General features: G+C 65.2%; 13 protein-coding genes, 1 tRNA gene and 2 pseudogenes. 9 read left to right on the plus strand and 7 right to left on the minus strand.

Features of this window, described 5'->3' with window-relative positions; all coding sequences use genetic code 11:
• The first annotated feature begins 67 nt into the window (after positions 1-67).
• Positions 68-760 carry a winged helix-turn-helix domain-containing protein gene (locus ACFFDA_RS19530; protein ID WP_404482431.1) on the plus strand — a complete coding sequence of 231 codons (693 nt, stop codon included), beginning with the start codon at positions 68-70 and terminating at the stop codon, positions 758-760.
• A 21-nt stretch (positions 761-781) separates the two neighbouring features.
• Here ACFFDA_RS19530 and ACFFDA_RS19535 read toward each other — a convergent pair whose 3' ends face one another.
• On the minus strand, positions 782-1,297 hold the full coding sequence (locus ACFFDA_RS19535; protein ID WP_404482432.1) for a molybdenum cofactor guanylyltransferase: 516 nt from the start codon (positions 1,295-1,297) through the stop codon (positions 782-784).
• Positions 1,298-1,450: 153 nt separating this feature from the next.
• Here ACFFDA_RS19535 and ACFFDA_RS19540 point away from each other — a divergent pair, with 153 nt between their 5' ends.
• The 3 genes from ACFFDA_RS19540 (at position 1,451) to ACFFDA_RS19550 (ending at position 4,077) form a co-directional block, all read left to right on the plus strand.
• Complete coding sequence (locus tag ACFFDA_RS19540; protein ID WP_404482433.1) at positions 1,451-2,839, plus strand: RNB domain-containing ribonuclease; 1,389 nt, start codon at positions 1,451-1,453, stop codon at positions 2,837-2,839.
• Between the two features lie 86 nt (positions 2,840-2,925).
• Positions 2,926-2,999 (plus strand) — tRNA-Cys (locus tag ACFFDA_RS19545).
• 163 nt (positions 3,000-3,162) lie between these two features.
• Complete coding sequence (locus ACFFDA_RS19550) at positions 3,163-4,077, plus strand: tyrosine-type recombinase/integrase (protein WP_404482434.1); 915 nt, start codon at positions 3,163-3,165, stop codon at positions 4,075-4,077.
• A gap of 663 nt (positions 4,078-4,740) precedes the next feature.
• Here the strand turns inward: ACFFDA_RS19550 and ACFFDA_RS19555 are convergent.
• Together ACFFDA_RS19555 and ACFFDA_RS19560 are read right to left on the minus strand one after the other, a co-directional pair.
• Positions 4,741-6,513: a M14 family metallopeptidase gene (locus tag ACFFDA_RS19555; RefSeq protein ID WP_404482435.1), complete on the minus strand. Its 1,773-nt coding sequence runs from the start codon at positions 6,511-6,513 to the stop codon at positions 4,741-4,743.
• An 18-nt stretch (positions 6,514-6,531) separates the two neighbouring features.
• A pseudogene (locus ACFFDA_RS19560) lies at positions 6,532-8,708 on the minus strand (TonB-dependent siderophore receptor).
• Positions 8,709-8,859: 151 nt separating this feature from the next.
• On the opposite strand from ACFFDA_RS19560, the gene ACFFDA_RS19565 reads away from it, so the two are divergent.
• From ACFFDA_RS19565 to ACFFDA_RS19585, 5 genes and pseudogenes are all read left to right on the plus strand, one after another.
• Positions 8,860-9,597: an ABC transporter ATP-binding protein gene (locus ACFFDA_RS19565; RefSeq protein WP_404482436.1), complete on the plus strand. Its 738-nt coding sequence runs from the start codon at positions 8,860-8,862 to the stop codon at positions 9,595-9,597.
• Positions 9,594-11,033, plus strand: a complete 1,440-nt coding sequence (locus tag ACFFDA_RS19570) for an ABC transporter permease (RefSeq protein ID WP_404482437.1) — start codon at positions 9,594-9,596, stop codon at positions 11,031-11,033. The genes ACFFDA_RS19565 and ACFFDA_RS19570 overlap by 4 nt, the downstream gene beginning before the upstream one ends.
• Positions 11,030-11,668, plus strand: a pseudogene (locus ACFFDA_RS19575) (ABC transporter permease); the annotation flags it as partial. The gene ACFFDA_RS19570 and the pseudogene ACFFDA_RS19575, both read left to right, overlap by 4 nt.
• Positions 11,669-11,717: 49 nt before the next feature.
• Positions 11,718-13,019, plus strand: a complete 1,302-nt coding sequence (locus tag ACFFDA_RS19580; protein ID WP_404482438.1) for a TonB-dependent siderophore receptor — start codon at positions 11,718-11,720, stop codon at positions 13,017-13,019.
• 47 nt (positions 13,020-13,066) lie between these two features.
• Positions 13,067-13,951 carry an alpha/beta hydrolase gene (locus ACFFDA_RS19585; protein ID WP_404482439.1) on the plus strand — a complete coding sequence of 295 codons (885 nt, stop codon included), beginning with the start codon at positions 13,067-13,069 and terminating at the stop codon, positions 13,949-13,951.
• Positions 13,952-14,234: 283 nt separating this feature from the next.
• On the opposite strand, the gene tnpC is transcribed toward ACFFDA_RS19585, so the two are convergent.
• From tnpC to ACFFDA_RS19605, 4 genes are all read right to left on the minus strand, one after another.
• Entirely contained in the window at positions 14,235-15,806 is a 1,572-nt protein-coding gene (gene tnpC / locus ACFFDA_RS19590) for an IS66 family transposase (protein WP_404476430.1), read from the minus strand.
• Positions 15,807-15,837: 31 nt separating this feature from the next.
• Positions 15,838-16,164, minus strand: a complete 327-nt coding sequence (gene tnpB, locus ACFFDA_RS19595) for an IS66 family insertion sequence element accessory protein TnpB (protein WP_404476432.1) — start codon at positions 16,162-16,164, stop codon at positions 15,838-15,840.
• Positions 16,165-16,190: 26 nt separating this feature from the next.
• Complete coding sequence (tnpA, locus tag ACFFDA_RS19600) at positions 16,191-16,646, minus strand: IS66-like element accessory protein TnpA (RefSeq protein ID WP_404476433.1); 456 nt, start codon at positions 16,644-16,646, stop codon at positions 16,191-16,193.
• Between the two features lie 82 nt (positions 16,647-16,728).
• A complete protein-coding gene (locus ACFFDA_RS19605) occupies positions 16,729-16,926 on the minus strand; it encodes a hypothetical protein (protein WP_404482440.1) in 198 nt (65 codons plus the stop codon).
• Between the last annotated feature and the right edge of the window lie 12 nt (positions 16,927-16,938).

Here is a 16,938-nt window from a genome sequence, read left to right on the forward strand (position 1 = left end):
CCATTAAGATGGGGGGCAGATGGTCCATTTTCATGCGCGTCGCGACGCGCCGTATCATTTTCGATGGTTGAGCCAGGGACGCATCCCGAGCACGTTCGATCTACGCCTTAGCGGCTGGTCGCTCGACGACAGGTGCGAACCGTCGAGCGACTGCATCGGCATCATCCACGCCGGCCATCTCGCCGGGAACGACGATGACCTGGTCCCCAATTTCCCCGGCGAGGTCCGGCGGTTCATCGTGGTCATCGGCGCCGCCTCGGCGCAGGAGCGGGCCCGTCTGCTGCAGGCGGGCTTCGGCGAGGTCGTCCCCGGGACGATCGAGGCGGGGGAATTCGAAGCCCGTGCCAGCCGTCTGGCCGAACTGACCCGCTGGTTGCCACGGCATCGCCGCCTCGGAGAACTCGAACTGGACCTGCTGTCCCGCGAAGCTTTCGGGCACGGCAAGTCGCTCAATCTCAATCCCCGCGAGTTCGCGCTGATCTGGCGCCTGGCCGACAACCCGGGCGAGCCGGTCAGCAAGCAGGACCTGATCCAGGACGTCTGGCGCATGGGCTTCGTGCCCGAGACCAACAGCATCGCGGTCCACATGTCGCGGCTGCGGCGCAAGCTGGGCTTCGTCGGCATGTCCGGGATCATCGCCACCGCCTCGGCAGGCGGCTACTGCCTTGCCGCCGTTCCCGAGCACCGCATCGCAGGCTCAGAGAGGGCCTTTGCCGCGCATGGCCTCGTCCATGGCGGAGCGGCCCGGGCCGCCTGCTGAGCGCGCCTCGGGCCGGGGCCCTCAACCACCGAGGGCCGACAGGTCGGCGGGGGTGTTGATGTTGGGGATCGCCACCGCCGTCTCGACGCGCCGGGCGCCGACGAGTTCGGCGAAACGGTACATCGAATGGCGGTCCTCGCTTTGCAGCAGCGCTTCCAGTTGCGGTGCGACGGAGACAGGCCACAGCCCGATCACCGGCTGGGCGGCAAGGCACGCGGGTGCCGCCCCCAGCAGGGCCGGCAGGTCCTCCGGCAGCAGCGCATCCACGCCGCAGGCGAGCACCGCCTCGTAGCCCTCGTCGAGCGCGTGGTGAAGAGCGGCGGCGAGCCCGCCGAGCGGCCCCATGCCGGGGTGCGGCCAGTCCGGCAGGGTCGGCGCCGGGGCCGTGGGCCGACCGACCACGACGACGTGCTCGCACCACCCCGACAGCGCATCGACGGCCAGCGCGATCAGCGTATGCCCGTCCAGCTCGGCCAGCGCCTTGTCGCTTCCGAAACGGCTCGACAGGCCCCCGGCCAGGACAGCTCCGAGAATCATGCGACAGGCCTTTCACGAGAGGAAACCATCGAAGGGGCGCCTACCTTAACGCGCACCCTGCCGGATTGGGAAGCGACCAGCACGGCGGCGGTTCCCGGCCCGGCTGCCCCTGTGCCCTTGCCAAGCGGGCGGTCCTGCGCTCCAACCAGGGGCATGAAGGCTCTCCACGATCCCGATCGCCTGCTCGGCGAAGGCCTGGCACGCATCCGCGACGAGTTCACGATTCCCGCCGGGTTCCCGCCCGAAGTGCTCGAAGCGGCGCGGCGGGCGGCGGCGCAAGCGCCCGGCGCCGAGCACGTCGACCGGACCGACCGTTCTTTCGTCACGCTCGACCCGGCCGCTTCGACCGACCTCGACCAGGCCTTCGCGATCGAGCCCGCCGGTGCCGACTGGCTGCTCCACTATGCCATCGCCGACGTCGCCTGGTTCGTGCGCGAAGGGGATCCGCTGGACACCGAGGCGTGGAAGCGCGGCACCACGACCTACCTTCCCGACGACAAGGCCAGCCTCTATCCCCCGGCGCTGTGCGAAGGCGCCGCAAGCCTGCTTCCCGATGTCGACCGGCCCGCCGTGATCCTGACCACGCGCATCGACCCGCAGGGCGAGGCCAGCCTCGACGGCGTCGAGCGGGCCCTCGTCCGCAGCCGCGCCAAGCTCGCCTACGAGACGGTGCGCGATGCCGACCTGCCCGAGGGCTTCGCGCAGATCGCGCAGCGGGTCGGGGCCGCCGAACAGCGCCGCGGCGCCGCGCGCGTGGATCCGCCCGAGCAGGTGCTGGAAGCGGACGGCAGCGGCGGCTTCACTCTGTCCTTCCGGCCGATGCTGGTGTCCGAAGTGCGCAATGCAGCGCTGTCGCTGGCGGCCAACCTTGCCGTCGCGCAGGCCATGCTGGCGGCGCGGACGGGCCTGTTCCGGGTGATGCCCCCGCCCGACCCCAAGGCCGACGGCCGCCTGCGGGCCAGCGCGAGGGCGCTGCGACTCGACTGGCCCGCGAACGTCCCGCTCGATGCGTTCGAGCGCGCGCTCGACCCGTCCTCGCCTCCGCAGGCCGCATTCATGATGGCGATCCGCCGCGCCGGCAACGGCGCCAGCTACAAGCCGTTCGACCCGGCCGAGCCGCCCTGGCACGCAGCGATCGCGGCGCCTTATGCCCATGCCACCGCCCCGCTGCGGCGACTGGCGGACCGCTACGTCCTGCGTGCGGTGCTCGCGCTGGCGAACGGCGATCCCGTCGCCGCCGAAGTCGAGGAGGCCTTTTCCCGCCTCCCCAAGGTCATGGCGCGCGCCGCCAGCCGCGATGGCCGGATCGAGCGCGCCGTCATCGACCTCGCCGAGACGGTCATGCTCGCCGGGCAGGAAGGCAGCGTCTTCACCGCCACCGTCACCGACCTGCAGGGCGACACCGCCCGCCTGCAATTCCAAGACATGCCCGTCATCGCCGGCATCCATGCCCCGGGAGCCTTCCCCGGCGAGTCGCTGCAAGTGCGCCTGACCCAGGCCGATCCGGCCCGTCGCACCCTCGCATTCGAACCATTCGCCTAACGATCCCAGCAATTTGCCGCGATCGTGCGCGAATCCCATTGCGCTCCCTCCAATCGGTTGCTAGGCGCGCATTCCTCCACACGGATGGCCCGATGGCGGAGTGGTGACGTAGAGGACTGCAAATCCTCGCACGCCGGTTCGATTCCGGCTCGGGCCTCCATTTTTGCTTCTCAGAGGGTCTGAGAGCATCGCATAAGTGGCTGTTTTCTGCCATTTTTACGTGGTAAAATGTCTCCGACAGGTTCGGGCCATTTCACCAAATCTCACCCCAATCATGGAAGATTCGATGGTACGCCCCGCCGTAGCGATGGGGAGATACCATCATGTTGGAAGGAAAGCGGCAGAAGTCCGGGCTTACCGCCGCCTGGGTGTCGCGTGCTAAGCCAAAAGACAAGCCCTACAAGCTCAGTGACCGCGACGGGCTCTACCTCCAGATCGAACCCAGCGGCCTACGCGTCTGGCGCATGAATTACCGCTTTCTCGGCAAGCAGAGAACCATAACCTTCGGGCGTTGGCCAGAGCTGCTGCTGGGAGAGGCGCGAGAACGTCTGTTCGATGCACGGCGCCTGCTCGCCAAAGGAGTCGATCCCGTCGAGCATGCCAAACTTCAGAAGATGCTCGCGGCGGCGCACACTTTCGAAGCTGTGGCGAAAGAGTGGCTCGAAAAGATAGCTGCCGAAGGCGCCGCAGCCATGACGCTCAAGAAAGCACGCTGGCTGCTCTCGAAACTCTACCCCTCAATCGGAAAGCGCCCCATCCGCGAAATCTCCGCGCATGAGTTGCTTTTGGCCTTGAAGAAGATCGAGGCCACGAAACGCTACGACACCGCTAATCGGGCACGAACCGCGTCCAGCCAGGTCTTTCGTTATGCGATCGCCACGGCGAGAGCCGAGCGCGATATCGCCTCGGACCTTCAAGGCGCCCTCGTCACCCCTCGAACGACACATCGAGCCGCAATCACCACGCCGATCGAAGCCGGGGCTTTGCTGCGGACTATCGATGAATATGACGGCTATCCGCTTACGCGGACCGCGCTGCGTTTGCTGGCGCATGTTTTCGTGCGGCCCGGCGAACTGCGCTGGGCGGAATGGAGCGAGTTTGATCTGAACAAGCGCGTCTGGACGATCCCGGGTCACAAGATGAAGATGCGCCGGCCCCACGCTGTCCCCCTCACCCGGCAGGTTGTCGCCAGCCCACGGTCCGGCATGCAGATTATATCGGCGCGTGGCTTGAAGTAATGCGGGCCGACGAGAAGGCCATCTTCCAGTACAAGCGCAAATTACGTCGGGGACCAAGTTTCAGGCGGACATCGTTGCCGCGGTTGCGCAGGCGCTGGGTGCCGTTCCGGACCAGCTTTCCGATTATAATGCCGAACTCCAGACCGCCCGGCACGAGGCCGACATCGCGACGATCTGCGGCGGAGCGGGCAAGCCGCGCTTCCTTAACCCGACCATTGCCGACAAAGTCGTCGCCCGTGCGCTCGATCTCGTGAAGCAGAGCAACGCCACTGTTGCCGAACGGCCTCGATACGTAACTGACCTCATCATTGCGAGCGCCGTCTCATTCGAAGCTGGACGCTTGGCAGGATCTACGCCCGAATACCGTGCGGCCCTTTGCGCTCCGCCGGCGCCTCCTCCTCTGCTTCACCCGGCACCAGAGGCATTGTGGCGCCTGAAGTCGTGTGCGACACAACGAGATATCGGTCGCGGCAAGTAATGACGGCGCTGGAACGAAACGGCCGGATCGGCAGAAATGCCCCGGGCCACGTGCCAACCAGATCAGGACTTCGTCGAGTTGGAGCGAATATCCGGACCTGGCAAAAAATGCAGCCTTTTATTGGTCCGAAGGTGCCGGCCAGCTACCCGAGCACCCATGCCATTCTTTTGCTGGTGCTCGAAGCTTCAAAGCTCTCGCCGAATAGGATATGTAAGATGGAAGGCGTCCCGGCGGGCAAGCCTTTCGGATAGCCAAGCCAAACGTGCCTCGGGGTCGGCGGCGAAGCCGGGCTCTGATGCGAGTTTTGCCTCGAAAGCGCCTCGCACGCCGACATCTCGCGAAAGCAGGCTCTCCATTATCGGTGCCATCACGAAGTCCTCGGTCCCTGCGGCAGGCGACAGGGCCTCGGGGAAGAACCCCCAGGCGAAAAATGAATCCTGGCTTTCGGGTTCGAGCAGCGCGGCGGCAAGCAGGCCGAGGGGTTGGTCCACCGGCACCCGGACCGTGCCGGCCGGCACAGCTTCCTCGATCCGCTCATGAACGAATTTGGCGGCCATCGGAATGCGCCCGTCGTGCGGGCTCTGCAGCTTGGCATCGACGAGGCGGATCCGGTCCACCGATCGAGACCGCGTTTCGCGAACTGCTTCCATGCGGACGCCATGGAGTCGAAGGCGGTCGAGCACCTCGACTTGGGCTGCCGGCACTAGCCAGGCCTTCGGGAGCGGGGTGGTCTCGACCAGGTCCTGCCCGATGATCGGCATCCGAAAGGTTATGGGCTGTCCCGTCCAGCGCTGTTCGAGGCGGCCCGAGGCAGGCGAGCGGTAGGTTTGAAAGGCGACGCCCTTGAACGCATCGACCCAGCCGATCGGCTGCTTCGCCGGCTGCCAGCGCGTCAGCAGTTCCCGGGGGCGGGCGGCGCGATCGGCGGCCTTGGCCGCAGCGATGCGGGACGCATCCTCGGCTGCCAGCTTCAACGCCGCTTCCAGCAGGACATACGTGCCGAGCACGCGCTGGCGGTAAGGCTTGAGCATGTGGTTTTCGACCAGCACCGTGGGGACGCCGATGAAGTCGCCGTATCCGGTTGAGTAGCGTGGTCCCTCGGGGCTGTAGCGGATGCCCTTCGTTGGCTCGCGCGTATCGACGGGGCTGGGGTAGATCGCCGGGATGTGGCCATTGCTTTCCAGCGCCGTCTGAACGTTTGGGCCGAAACGGGTTTCCAGCCAGTCAGCGGTGGCACGATGCCGCGCATACTTGCCCCAGCCCGCGTACGTGTAAGTGATGTCGTACTGCATGTCGAAACCGCCACTGACGTGGCAGTCGATATAAAGGATAGGATCGAGCCTGCGCAGCAGGGTGATCATCGCGCGGGTCTCTGGGGCATCGGCCTTGGCGTAGTCACGGTTGAGGTTGATACCGCGTGCGTTGCCCTCGATTCCCTTTTCGGCGGGGCCGCGCACGTGGAGGAAATTCCACGCGCTCATGCGTTCGTGCCCGTCGGCGTTGAAGACCGGCACGAAGACGAGATTCACCTTGTCGAGGAGCTTGTCCTTGCCACGCATGGCGATGTCGCGCAGCAGCATCAGCCCGGCGTCCTTGCCGTCGATCTCGCCGGCATGGATACCCGCCTGCACCAGCACCACAGGCCTGTCGGCACCGCCCTTGCTAGCGTGCACCATGACCATGTCGCGCCCCTCGCCGGTGCGCCCGAACGTCTCCAGCTTGATGAGCGGTGACGCGGCCTGCAGCCGTTCCAGCCACGCCCGTACCTCGGCGTAGCGCGGGCTCGTCGTGAAGCCGGTCCGCTCCGCCGGAGTAATCCAAGGGTGGTCCGACGGAACGACCAGCGTTTCGCTCGCACCGGACCACGGCAGTTCCGGGGGGAGCGTCATCGGCGGTGCCTCGGCCACGACTTGCGCGCTGGACAACAACACGGCGATACCCGCGGCGGTTTTCAGCATCTCATATATCCTTGGCGCTCAGAAGCGGGCGCGCAGGCCAACCGTGGCGGTTCGGGGCGCGCCAGGCTGTACCCACAGCGGCGAATAACCGTTGGCGTACCATTCCTCGTCAAAAAGATTGGCGACGTTGCCGAACAGTTCCACGCCTTCGATCAGTTCGACCTGTCCGAACACGCGGAACAGGGTGTGCGAAGGCAACATGAAGTCTGTCCCGGTCTCGCCCGAACGCTTGCCGACATGCTGCATGCCCGCTCCCACCGTCGCTTGCCGCTCGCCCAGGGCAAATGTCTTGGCGGCCTGAATGTTGAGGTTGTGCCTGGGGATGTTGATGAGCGGATCGCCAGGGCTGATCTGGAACGAATAGTTGGGATCGAGCACGCTCGAGCGCGCCTCCGCGTCGAGATAGGCATAGCTCACGAGTACGTCGATACCGCCGGGCAGCCGCCCGTTCACGTCCAGTTCGATGCCCCGGCTGCGCGCCTTCCCGATGGCGACGGAGTACCCCGGATTGTTGGCATCGCTTGCCAGTACGTTGGATTTCTCCAGTTGGAATACCGACACGGTGCCATTGAGCGCGCCGCCCAGCGCGGTCAGCTTCAGCCCCGCCTCGATCGAGGTGCTGGTCTCAGGATCGAAGATCACCCCGGCCACGTCGGTCCCGACATTGGAGCGGAACCCCTGGCCATAGGCGGCATAGAGCGTCAGCGGGGCATTCCGTTGATAAACATGCCGGCCTGCGGGCTGAACCGGCTTTTCGTGCGCTTGCTTTGCACGCCGCTCAACCGGTTGTCGGTTTCCAGCGTGACCTGGTCATAGCGTCCCCCGATCCGCACTTGCAAACGATCGGTCAGTTTGATCTGGTCCTGTACGTAAACGCCCGCGGCCCGCTGCTTGTCGACCCGGTTGGTGGTGATGCTCGTCGTGGGCAGGGCAAAGCGGCCATAGACCGGATTTGCGATGTCGATGACGTAACCGGCTGCCGCGCTGGGGTTGGAGGTCAGCAAAGGGGGGCGATAGCGCCTGAAGACCTGATCGTAGATGAAATCGTCGTAATCCGCCCCGATCAGCACCCGATGGCGCAGGTTGCCCGTGTCCACCTCCCCGGCAATTTCTGCGCGCAGGACATAGTGGTCGGCGTCGTAGCGCCGCGATCGCCGCTGGCGGGAGAGCGAGACGCCGTCGGTGTAGAGCGCCTGGCGCGAGGCGACCGTTTCGGCATCGGAAGAAAAGCCGGTCAGCAGCGTCGAGCGGGCGCTCGCCCCGATCAGCAGGCTCCAGCGGCCGTTGAATTCGTGCTGCAGGCGAAGCTGGTGCCCGGTGGCGCGCGCAACCGTATCGCCGTCACCCGGCTCGCCAAGGAAGCTCGAGCGCGGCACGGTGTCGAAATTACCGTTCAGGACGACGATGCCGCGATCGAACGGCACTTCCACCCGGGTCTTCTCGAAGTCGTAAGTAAGCCGGGTGCGCTCGCCGAGAGCAAGCCCGATCGAGGGCAGGAAGCCCCAGCGCCTCTGGTGGACCGTGTCCCGGAAACTGTCACCATCTTCGGCGTAGCCGATGAGGCGCACCGTCAGGCCGCCGGTAAGCGCCAGGTTCACGTCGGCCTCGCCGCGCACCTTGTCGAAGCGGCCATATTGCACCGAGGCCGTGCCGAACGTATTGCCGAGTTCGGCCTGCTTGGTGACCAGGTTGATCGTGCCGCCCGGCTCGCCGCGCCCGATCAGCGCCGCCCCTGGCCCCTTGAGCACTTCCACCCGCTCGATCCCGGCGACGTCGCGCTGGCCGCCGAAGCCACGTCCGCCATTGAAACCGTTGACGAGGTAGCCGCTCGGCATGTTCTCGTCGCCCGCGAAACCGCGCACTGCAAAGGCATCCCACAGGCCGCCCAGCGTATTCTGCCGCGAGACCGAAGCATTGAGGTCCAGTGCATCCGTGAGGCGCTGGATACCGTTCTGCTCCAGGATCTTGACGTCGATTTCAGCGATCGACTGCGGAATCTCATCGACCGCGAAATTACCGCGATAAGCTTGCCGCACGCCGGTCACGGTAATCGATTCGTCATTGCTCGCTTTTCGGGCGTCCTCGGCGCTCTCCTCTTCGGCGAATGTCTCGGCGCCGGCGGGGAGTGGAGACAGAGCCATCGCGAACGGCAGACTTCCGGCAAGCAGGCCGTGGCCTTTGGCAAAGCGCAACATCGTGGGTTCCTGAAGACGGGACTGGACAAACGGATCGTGTCCGCCCCGTGCGGCAGGCTCTTGGCAGCGCTCATGCGCCTGGTCAATGTTATGTTGCAACATGACATGTTTTTGGGCACTGAAGTCCCGCAATTGACTGCCGGGGAACTTCATGACCGCTTCCGTACCGCCGATCCTGATCGAGCAACTCGTCGTCTCGTATGGAACGCATCGCGTGCTCGATGCGCTCACCCTGGCCGTGCCTGCGGGCAGCATCACCGCACTGCTCGGCGGCAACGGGGCGGGCAAGTCGACCACGCTGGGGGCTCTGCTCGGCTTCGTCCGGCCCGGATCGGGCAACGTCACCGTCTGCGGCATCGATCCGGGAAGGGACGTGGATGGGGCCCGGCGCCGGATCGCCTATCTTCCCGAAAACGTCGCGCTCTATGAACACCTGAGCGCGGTCGAGAACGCGCAGTACCTGTTGGCGCTGTCCGGCGACCGGTGGGATAGACGCGCGGTGACCGATGCCTTCGCGGCGAAGGGGCTGCAGGAACGCGCCTGGGACTTGCGCCTCGGCGGCTTTTCCAAAGGCATGCGACAGAAGGTGGCGATCGCCGTGGCGCTGCTGCGCGCGGTGCCCGTGCTCCTGCTGGACGAGCCTACCTCAGGGCTAAATCCGCGCGCGACGGCGGACTTCAACGCGCTGGTCTCCTCTGTCCGCGACCGCGGGACGGCCGTGCTGATGGTGACGCACGACCTGCTGAGCGCTGCCGACGTGGCCGACCGCATGGCCTTCCTCGAAGCCGGGCGCATCGCCGAAGACGTCGTCGCCAGCGGCCCCGAACGCTTCGACGTGCGCGCGCTTCATGCGCGTTTCGCCCTGGGCGGCGAGAGGCTGGCGGCGTGAGCGCGACGACCCTCATCGCACGCGACGAACTGCGGCTGATGGCGCGCAACCGCGTTGCCGTCATCGCCTTGGGGCTGCTTGCCGCTCTGACGGTAGTGGCGACTCTCAGTTCCTGGGCGCACCAGCGCGGCATCACCGAACTGCGGGCACGCCACCAGCATGCCGCGCAGGCTGCTTTCGACGCGCAGCCCGACCGGCACCCGCATCGTATGGTCCACTACGGCACGTTCATCTTCCGCCCGCTCGGCGCGCTCGCAGCGTTCGATCCCGGGGTGGACGCCTTTACGGGCAACAGCATGTTTCTTGAAGGACACCGCCAAAACACCGCCAACTTCGGTGATGTGCGCCAAAGCTCCTTGCTGGTCCGCTTCGGCCAGTTGACGCCTGCATTCGTGTTGCAGGCGGTGGCGCCGCTGCTGTTAATCTTCCTCGGCTACGGCGTGATCGCGCGCGAGAGCGAGCGGGGGACACTGCGCGTGCTTATGATGCAGGGTGCGGGCCGCGGGCAGATAATGCGCGGAAAGCTTCTGGCACTGGGGGGGGTGGCGATCCTCGTCGCGTTTCCCGCATTGATCGGCCTGTTAGCCGTATCGGGCCAGCCCGGCGCGCAAGGCTGGCCGTTGGCTGCCCTGATACTGGGTTATGGCGCGTACCTGGCGCTTTGGGTGCTGCTGATCGCGCTTGCTTCGGCGTGGGCCAAGCGCAGCCGCGACGCGCTTTTGATCCTGATCGCGGGCTGGGCGATCGTCGTGGTGCTGCTGCCGCGTATTGCGCCCGATGCTGCAAGCGCGGCAATTCCACTCGCCAACCGGCTCCAGACCGACATTGCCATCGCTCGCGACTTGCGCGCCATGGGCGATGCGCACAATCCCGACGACCCTCACTTCGCCGCCTTCAAACGGTCGGTGCTGGATCGCTATGGCGTCACCCGGGTCGAAGACCTTCCCGTCAATTACAAGGGGCTTCTGGGCATCGAGGGCGAGCGGCTGACCTCCGCACTGTTCGACCGCTACACAGCAGAGAGCTACGACGCGCAGGCGCGGCAGAAAGCCATCGTTCAGGCCGCCGGGCTACTCAGCCCAGCGATCGCGCTGCGCTCGGCGTCGATGGCCGCGGCCGGGACGGACTTTGCTGCACACCGCAGCTTTCTCGAGCAGGCGGAAGCCTACCGCTACACGCTGGTGCAGCGCCTGAACCGCATGCAGGCGCAGGACGTGAGCTACGCGAACGACACCGCCGCCGATGCGGACGCCGATCGCCGCAAGCGGGTTTCCGCCGCCAACTGGAAGGCCATGCCCGACTTTCGCTATCGGGCCCCCGGGGGCGGGTCGCTAGCCTTGCGCGCGTTTCCCGGGATCGCCGTCATCATCGCCTGGCTTACGGGTGCCGGACTGTTGCTGGCGCTTGCCACTCGCCGCCTGGGAGAACTTCGATGACCTTGTGGGTCCATGAGTTTCGGCTATTGGCACGCCATCGATTTGCCTCGGGCGCTCTCGTTCTTCTGATGGCGCTTTCTGCCGCGGCACTTTTCGCCGGCCTCGCGGAAGTCTCCCGGCAACACGCCGCCATCGCCGCGATCCCCAAGGCCCAGGCAGAGGACATCGATGCCATCGCCGGCTGGGTCGACAAGTCGAAGGACGCCGGCAGCGCCGCGTATTACAGCTTCCATCCGACCTGGGATGCGCCGTCGCCGCTGGCCTTTGCAGCGCTCGGCATGCGTGATGTGTCGCCCTATATCCTGCGCGTGCGCGCGCTGGGACTGGAAGCGCAGATTTACGACGGGGATACCTTCAATCCCGAACTCGCGCTTCCGGGGCGCTTCGATTTCGCTTTCGTACTGGTGTTCCTTGCCCCGCTGTTTGTCATCGCGCTGTGTCACGATCTTGTCTCCGGTGAACGCGAGGCGGGTCGGCAACGCATGCTCGAGGCTTTGCCTTTTGGCGGAAAGGCATTGTGGCGGCGGCGCACGCTACTGCGTCTCGCGCTTTTGTGGACAGCGCTTTGCGCGCCGTTCGCGGTGGCCGCTATCGTCTCCGGGGTCGGTTTCGCGAGCGTCCTCGCGGTGCTCGTCGCGACAGCTGGAATATTCAGGGCTGCCTGCCGATGCGGCGCTGGCTGGCATGCTCGATCGCAATGCCTTTCCCGGATCGCCGATGGGCCAGCCCCGCACGAGAAACGACAACAACATGGGCACGGCGATGCTGCGCCATGCCTTCTCGGATCGCGTCAAACTGACGGTCACTGGCCGCTATTATGACAGCGACGTCGATGAGAGCGGGAGCTTCGTCTATCCCGGCCTGGCCGGGACCACCACTGTAGCGCCAAGCTATGATGTCTTCCCGATCACGATGGTCAACCGCACCAAGGAGGCGACCGTCGACGCCAACCTCGCCGTGGAGGCCGATATGCTCGGCGGCGCGCACACGCTGCTCGTCGGCGCCAATTACGACTGGACCAGCTTCTACAGCGCCATGGGCCTGTTTGTCAGCGACAGCCCATCGGGCACGATCGATCTCTCCAATCCTGCCTATGACCTCAGCTACACGCCCCAGACGCCGGTCAATAGCTACACGGACGACCGCTTCGAGACATTCGCCGCCTATGTGCAGGATCAAGCCACTTATGGCAGGCTCCATCTGACCGGCGGCCTGCGCGTCACCTCGCTGAAGTTCATCGAGAACAGCAATATCGGGGTAGCGAACGACAAGACCTATGCCCATGTCTCGCCCCGGATCGGCGCGACCTTCGACGTGGTTCCGGGCATCGCTCTGTTCGCAGGTTATGCGACGGCGTTCCGCGCGCCGTTCGGGTTCATCGGTACACAGGCGGCGAAGCCTGAAACCTCCAGCAATATCGAGGGTGGCGTAAAGCTGGCGCTACCCTCGGCTGGCCTCTCCGGTACGATCGCGGCTTTCCGGCAAACCCATGACAATGTCGTCACGGCCGATCCCGCCAATGTGGGCTTCTACATCCAGAGCGGGCGGCAGCGCGCCAGTGGCGTGGAAGCCGATCTGGTCTGGGAGCCGACCCCGGCTTTCTCGCTACTGGCAAACTATGCCTATACCGACACCCGAGACGATGGTGTTGCTCCCGATGACACGCTTGCCCGCGTGCCCAGGAGCAGCGGGCGGGTCGCAGCGCGCTATCGGGTGCTGAATGGTCCTGCAAAGGGGCTGTCGTTCGGGGCCGGGATCACGGCCTTCACCTCGCGCGAACTGACGCTGCCCAACAGTCTCGCCGTTCCCGGATATGCTGTGATCGATGCGCAGGCCTCCTATGACCTCGGCCAGCTCTCCCTTGGCGTATCGGTCGTCAATCTCGGCGGACGGAAAGCCTGGGATCCGCACAGCTACATGGGCTATCCGGTCGTCTCGCCCAATCAGCCACGATCGGCCTTCGTCACGCTCAAGGCACGTATCTAATGGTTGAGACGTTCATGAGAAATCTGGCAAGAACGGCAGGCCCCCTGATGGCGGCAGCACTGCTCAGCGCGACGGCGGCTACGGCGCAGACGCCCGCAGGCGGAGAGATCATTTCGCTCTACCCCAAGGGAACAGTCGTTTCGCTCGGCGTCCCGGAAACACGGGACACGCTCGAAACCGGCGAGACGATGATCTTCAACGTCAGCGACCCCACGCTGGAGATGTTTCGTCCAGACGCCGGACATGCCAACGGTACGGCGGTCATCATCGCCCCGGGCGGGGGCTTCGTTGGCCTTGGATATGAGGCTGGCGGCACGGCGGTAGCCCATCAGTTCGCGCAGCGCGGTGTCACCGCGTTCGTGCTCAAATACCGCACGATCAAAAGCCCCAATGACGCCATGCACATGCCCGAAATCCATATGAAGGAGATGGAGGGCATCATGGCTCGAGCCAGGAGCGGCGTACCGAAGGAAGTGCCACCTTTCGCCGGCGAGAAACATGCGGTTGAGGACGGTGCGCGTGCGCTGGCGATCGTGCGGCAACGTGCCGCTGGATGGGGCATCGACCCCAGGCGCATCGGGATCATTGGCTTTTCCTCGGGTGCATTCCTTGCAGCCGATCTGGCCATTGGGGACAAGGCCTCACGCCCCGATTTTGTAGGCCTGATCTATGGCGGGCTTCGAACCCCGGTTCCCGCTGACGCGTCCCCCGCCTTCATTGCCGGAGCCGCGGACGACGAGTTCACGCCGAATGACCCTGTGCAGCTATATCAAAGCTGGCGGCAGGCTGGTGCTGCCGCTGAGCTTCATATCTATGAACGCGGTGGACACGGTTTTGATTTGAAGCCAAAGGGCACCACCAGCGACCACTGGTTCATCGAACTGATCTGGTGGATGCGGTCTCGCGGCTTGATGGCCTCAGCTGGCCGCTAACCGAGGGCGGCATGAACTCGCATCGCGGCCTTTCAAATGACGGGTTTCGGCGGAACGCGTCATTCACGGCGGCGCTCTGGAAAGGCAGCAAAGTCCCACGATCCGGCGCTCTCCGTCAGCGAAACCGACCCTTCTCGGTCACCCACGGCCAAACGGCAGCCTGCTATATATCGGCCGTCAGATCGATAGCGCGACCTCAATGAGCCACAAATCCACCATCGACAGGCAACGCAGCGCCCGCGACGAAACTGGCAGCAGGACTGCAAAGCCGTAAGCGATGTTCTCAGAGCACGGCCGTCCAGGGCATGAGCTCGGATAGGCGGTTAGCCGGGTGACCCTTAGCTAGAGCGACGAGGGTTCGGGTCAGCCATTCGTGCGGGTTGATGCCGGACAGCTTGCAGTTTTCGATGAGCGTGGCGATCACCGCCCAGTTGTCGCCGCCTTCATCTGAACCGGCGAAGAGGGCGTTCTTGCGATTTAGGGCAGGAGGCCTGATCGACCGCTCGACGATGTTCGTGTCGAGATCGACGCGGCCGTCGTCGAGGAAGCGAGAGAGCCCGTCCCAGCGGCTTAGTGCATAGCGGATCGCATCGGCCAGTTTGCTCTTGGCGCTCACCTGCCGAAGCCGCGCTTCCAGATAGAGCTTCAGGTCATCCACCACCACGCGGCTATGTTCAGCACGCATGGCACGGCGCTGCTCGGCCGATGTGCCCCGTACTTCATCCTCGACGGCATAGAGAATGGCGATGCGACGCAGAAGCTCGGTCGCAACCGGCGACTTATCCGCGAGCTCAAAGAATTTACGCCGGACGTGCGACCAACAGAAAGCGAGGCTGACCTGCTGGCGACGCTTGGCAAGCGCCGTATACCCGCCATAGCCATCCACCTGCAGGATGCCTGCGAAGTCTCCGAGATGGGCGTCGGACCGTTCGGCTTTGCGGTCGGGGGCGTAGACGTAGGCGACCATCGGCGGATCGCTGCCACCCCATGGTCGATCATCGCGGGCGTAGGCCCAGATCTGGCCGGTCTTGGTGCGCCCACGTCCGGGTTCTAGCACCGGCGCCGTCGTCTCGTCGGCAAAGAGGCGCTGCGATCTTCGTAGCTCTTCGAGCGTGCAATCCCGCAGGGGTCTCAGGTACCAGGCTGCTCGGCCGACCCAGTCCGCCAAGGTGGAACGGTCGAGCTTGATGTCTTGGCGGGCGTAGATCTGCGCCTGCCGGTACAGGGGAACATGGTCGGCGTACTTCGACACCAGAACCTGGGCTATCAGTGCCTCGGTCGGAATGCCGCCCTCGACTATCCGGGCCGGTGCCGGCGCCTGGACGACCGCCCCTTCGCAAGAACGGCAGCCGTAGCGTGGACGACGCGTCACGAGGACGCGGAATGTGGTCGGCACGACGTCGAGGCGTTCGGAGACGTCCTCGCCGATCGCATGCAGCGCGCCGCCGCAGCAGGGGCAGGCCTTGTCCTCTACATCTACCACCTGCTCGACCCGCTCGAGGTGGCCAGGAAGCGAGCCGCGGTTGGTCTTGCGCGGCTCATGGCTTTGAGCGAGCTGAGAGACCGCATCGCGGCTCGCGCGTGCTTGACCTAGCGCCGTCTCGACATCCTCCAGGCCAAGCTGGAGCTGGTCAGGATCGAGCTGCTCGGAACGGGGGCCGAAACGGTGGCGCATGAAGGCGTCGATAATCGCCTGTAGCCGCTCGATCTCGGCATCGGCCTCACCTTTGGCGAGGGTCAGCTCAGCGACCTGGGCCTCCTTGGCGACCTGCACCTCGGCAAGCATCCGGGACTGCTCGAGGACCAACGCACGTAGCGTGGCAACGTCCTCGGGTAGGTCGGCTTCGGTGAGCATGAAGGCAGTGAATCAGTAGGCGAAAGCCCCGTCAACCGGCAATCTGCGGCGCCTGCGGCCGGCGCCCACCATGTACGCGGCGCCAGTCCAAACCTTCCAGCAAAGCGCCGAGTTGGGCCGCCGTCACACGCATCACGCCGTCCTGTATCCCAGGCCAACGAAAGCCGCCCTGCTCGAGCTTCTTCGCCATCAGGCACAGACCAGTGCCGTCCCACCAGATCAGCTTGATTCGGTCGCTTCGCTTCGCCCGGAAGACGTAGATGACCCCGGAAAAGGGGTCGCCGCCGTACTCGGCCCCGACGAGTGCAGCCAGAGCATCCGGCCCTTTGCGAAAATCCACTGGCCGCGTTGCGATCATGACGCGGGCGCCAACACCAGGTCCGATCATCGCGTAGCCTTGAGCGCTTCGATCACCGCGGCGATCAGCCCTTTATCGGTACCGCGGGCAATCCTCACCGCCACACCATCTATCTCCAGCTCCACCGCGCTCGGAGACGATCGGCGCTGACGCCGCGGACGCTTGGCAACGGCAGGCACCTCGCTTGGCGGCGACGGTTCTATCACTGCGGGAACGAAGAGAGATGCGGGCGCCGGGGCAACAGGAAGCGCGAACCCTTGGGCTTCCATCTGCTTGCGCAGTTCGCGGCGCCAGGTGAAAAGCTGCGAGGGGATCATGCCGTGCCGCCGAGCAACGGCGCTGACGGACTCTTGGCCGGAATAGCTCTCCGCGACGATCGAGACCTTGAGCTCGGGTGGCCAGTCCCGACGCTTCCCCGCGCCGGTGAAGACCTCGAACCGCTGAACCTCGCTAGTGCCAGCATCGTCACATGACATCGTCATAGCACTAAAGACCTCCGCCTGATCAAAGGCGGTGAAACTCGGCGATGCGCCTCACACCCGCAAGGTGGGGCTCAGGCTTCGCTTACGCAAAGCCAAAGGACTGCAGCGGCGATTTCCTCAGGTCGACCAAGGCGGCCGATCGGTTGGTCGTGGAGGACCTGCTCCATCGCTTCAGGCGAGCGGCGCCAAGAAAACCGCGGCGGTCCACGTTGGCCCGAGCCCCGCTTCGTTCATCGCCGTGTGTCGCGAGTGCGTCGCTGCGTTCGAAATTCTGGCTCATGGCAATTCCATT

It is taken from the genome of Novosphingobium sp. BL-52-GroH (assembly GCF_044813085.1).
Taxonomy (GTDB): Bacteria; Pseudomonadota; Alphaproteobacteria; order Sphingomonadales; family Sphingomonadaceae; genus Novosphingobium.

What these genes read in the sequence shown, in the direction of transcription:
- ACFFDA_RS19535 (WP_404482432.1), bottom strand. Translation starts at nt 1,297, where the DNA reads ATGATTCTCGGAGCTGTCCTGGCCGGGGGCCTGTCGAGCCGTTTCGGA.
- ACFFDA_RS19540 (WP_404482433.1), top strand. Translation starts at nt 1,451, where the DNA reads ATGAAGGCTCTCCACGATCCCGATCGCCTGCTCGGCGAAGGCCTGGCA.
- ACFFDA_RS19550 (WP_404482434.1), top strand. Translation starts at nt 3,163, where the DNA reads ATGTTGGAAGGAAAGCGGCAGAAGTCCGGGCTTACCGCCGCCTGGGTG.
- ACFFDA_RS19555 (WP_404482435.1), bottom strand. Translation starts at nt 6,513, where the DNA reads ATGCTGAAAACCGCCGCGGGTATCGCCGTGTTGTTGTCCAGCGCGCAA.
- ACFFDA_RS19565 (WP_404482436.1), top strand. Translation starts at nt 8,860, where the DNA reads ATGACCGCTTCCGTACCGCCGATCCTGATCGAGCAACTCGTCGTCTCG.
- ACFFDA_RS19580 (WP_404482438.1), top strand. Translation starts at nt 11,718, where the DNA reads ATGCTCGATCGCAATGCCTTTCCCGGATCGCCGATGGGCCAGCCCCGC.
- ACFFDA_RS19585 (WP_404482439.1), top strand. Translation starts at nt 13,067, where the DNA reads ATGGCGGCAGCACTGCTCAGCGCGACGGCGGCTACGGCGCAGACGCCC.
- tnpC (WP_404476430.1), bottom strand. Translation starts at nt 15,806, where the DNA reads ATGCTCACCGAAGCCGACCTACCCGAGGACGTTGCCACGCTACGTGCG.
- tnpB (WP_404476432.1), bottom strand. Translation starts at nt 16,164, where the DNA reads ATGATCGCAACGCGGCCAGTGGATTTTCGCAAAGGGCCGGATGCTCTG.
- tnpA (WP_404476433.1), bottom strand. Translation starts at nt 16,646, where the DNA reads ATGACGATGTCATGTGACGATGCTGGCACTAGCGAGGTTCAGCGGTTC.
- ACFFDA_RS19605 (WP_404482440.1), bottom strand. Translation starts at nt 16,926, where the DNA reads ATGAGCCAGAATTTCGAACGCAGCGACGCACTCGCGACACACGGCGAT.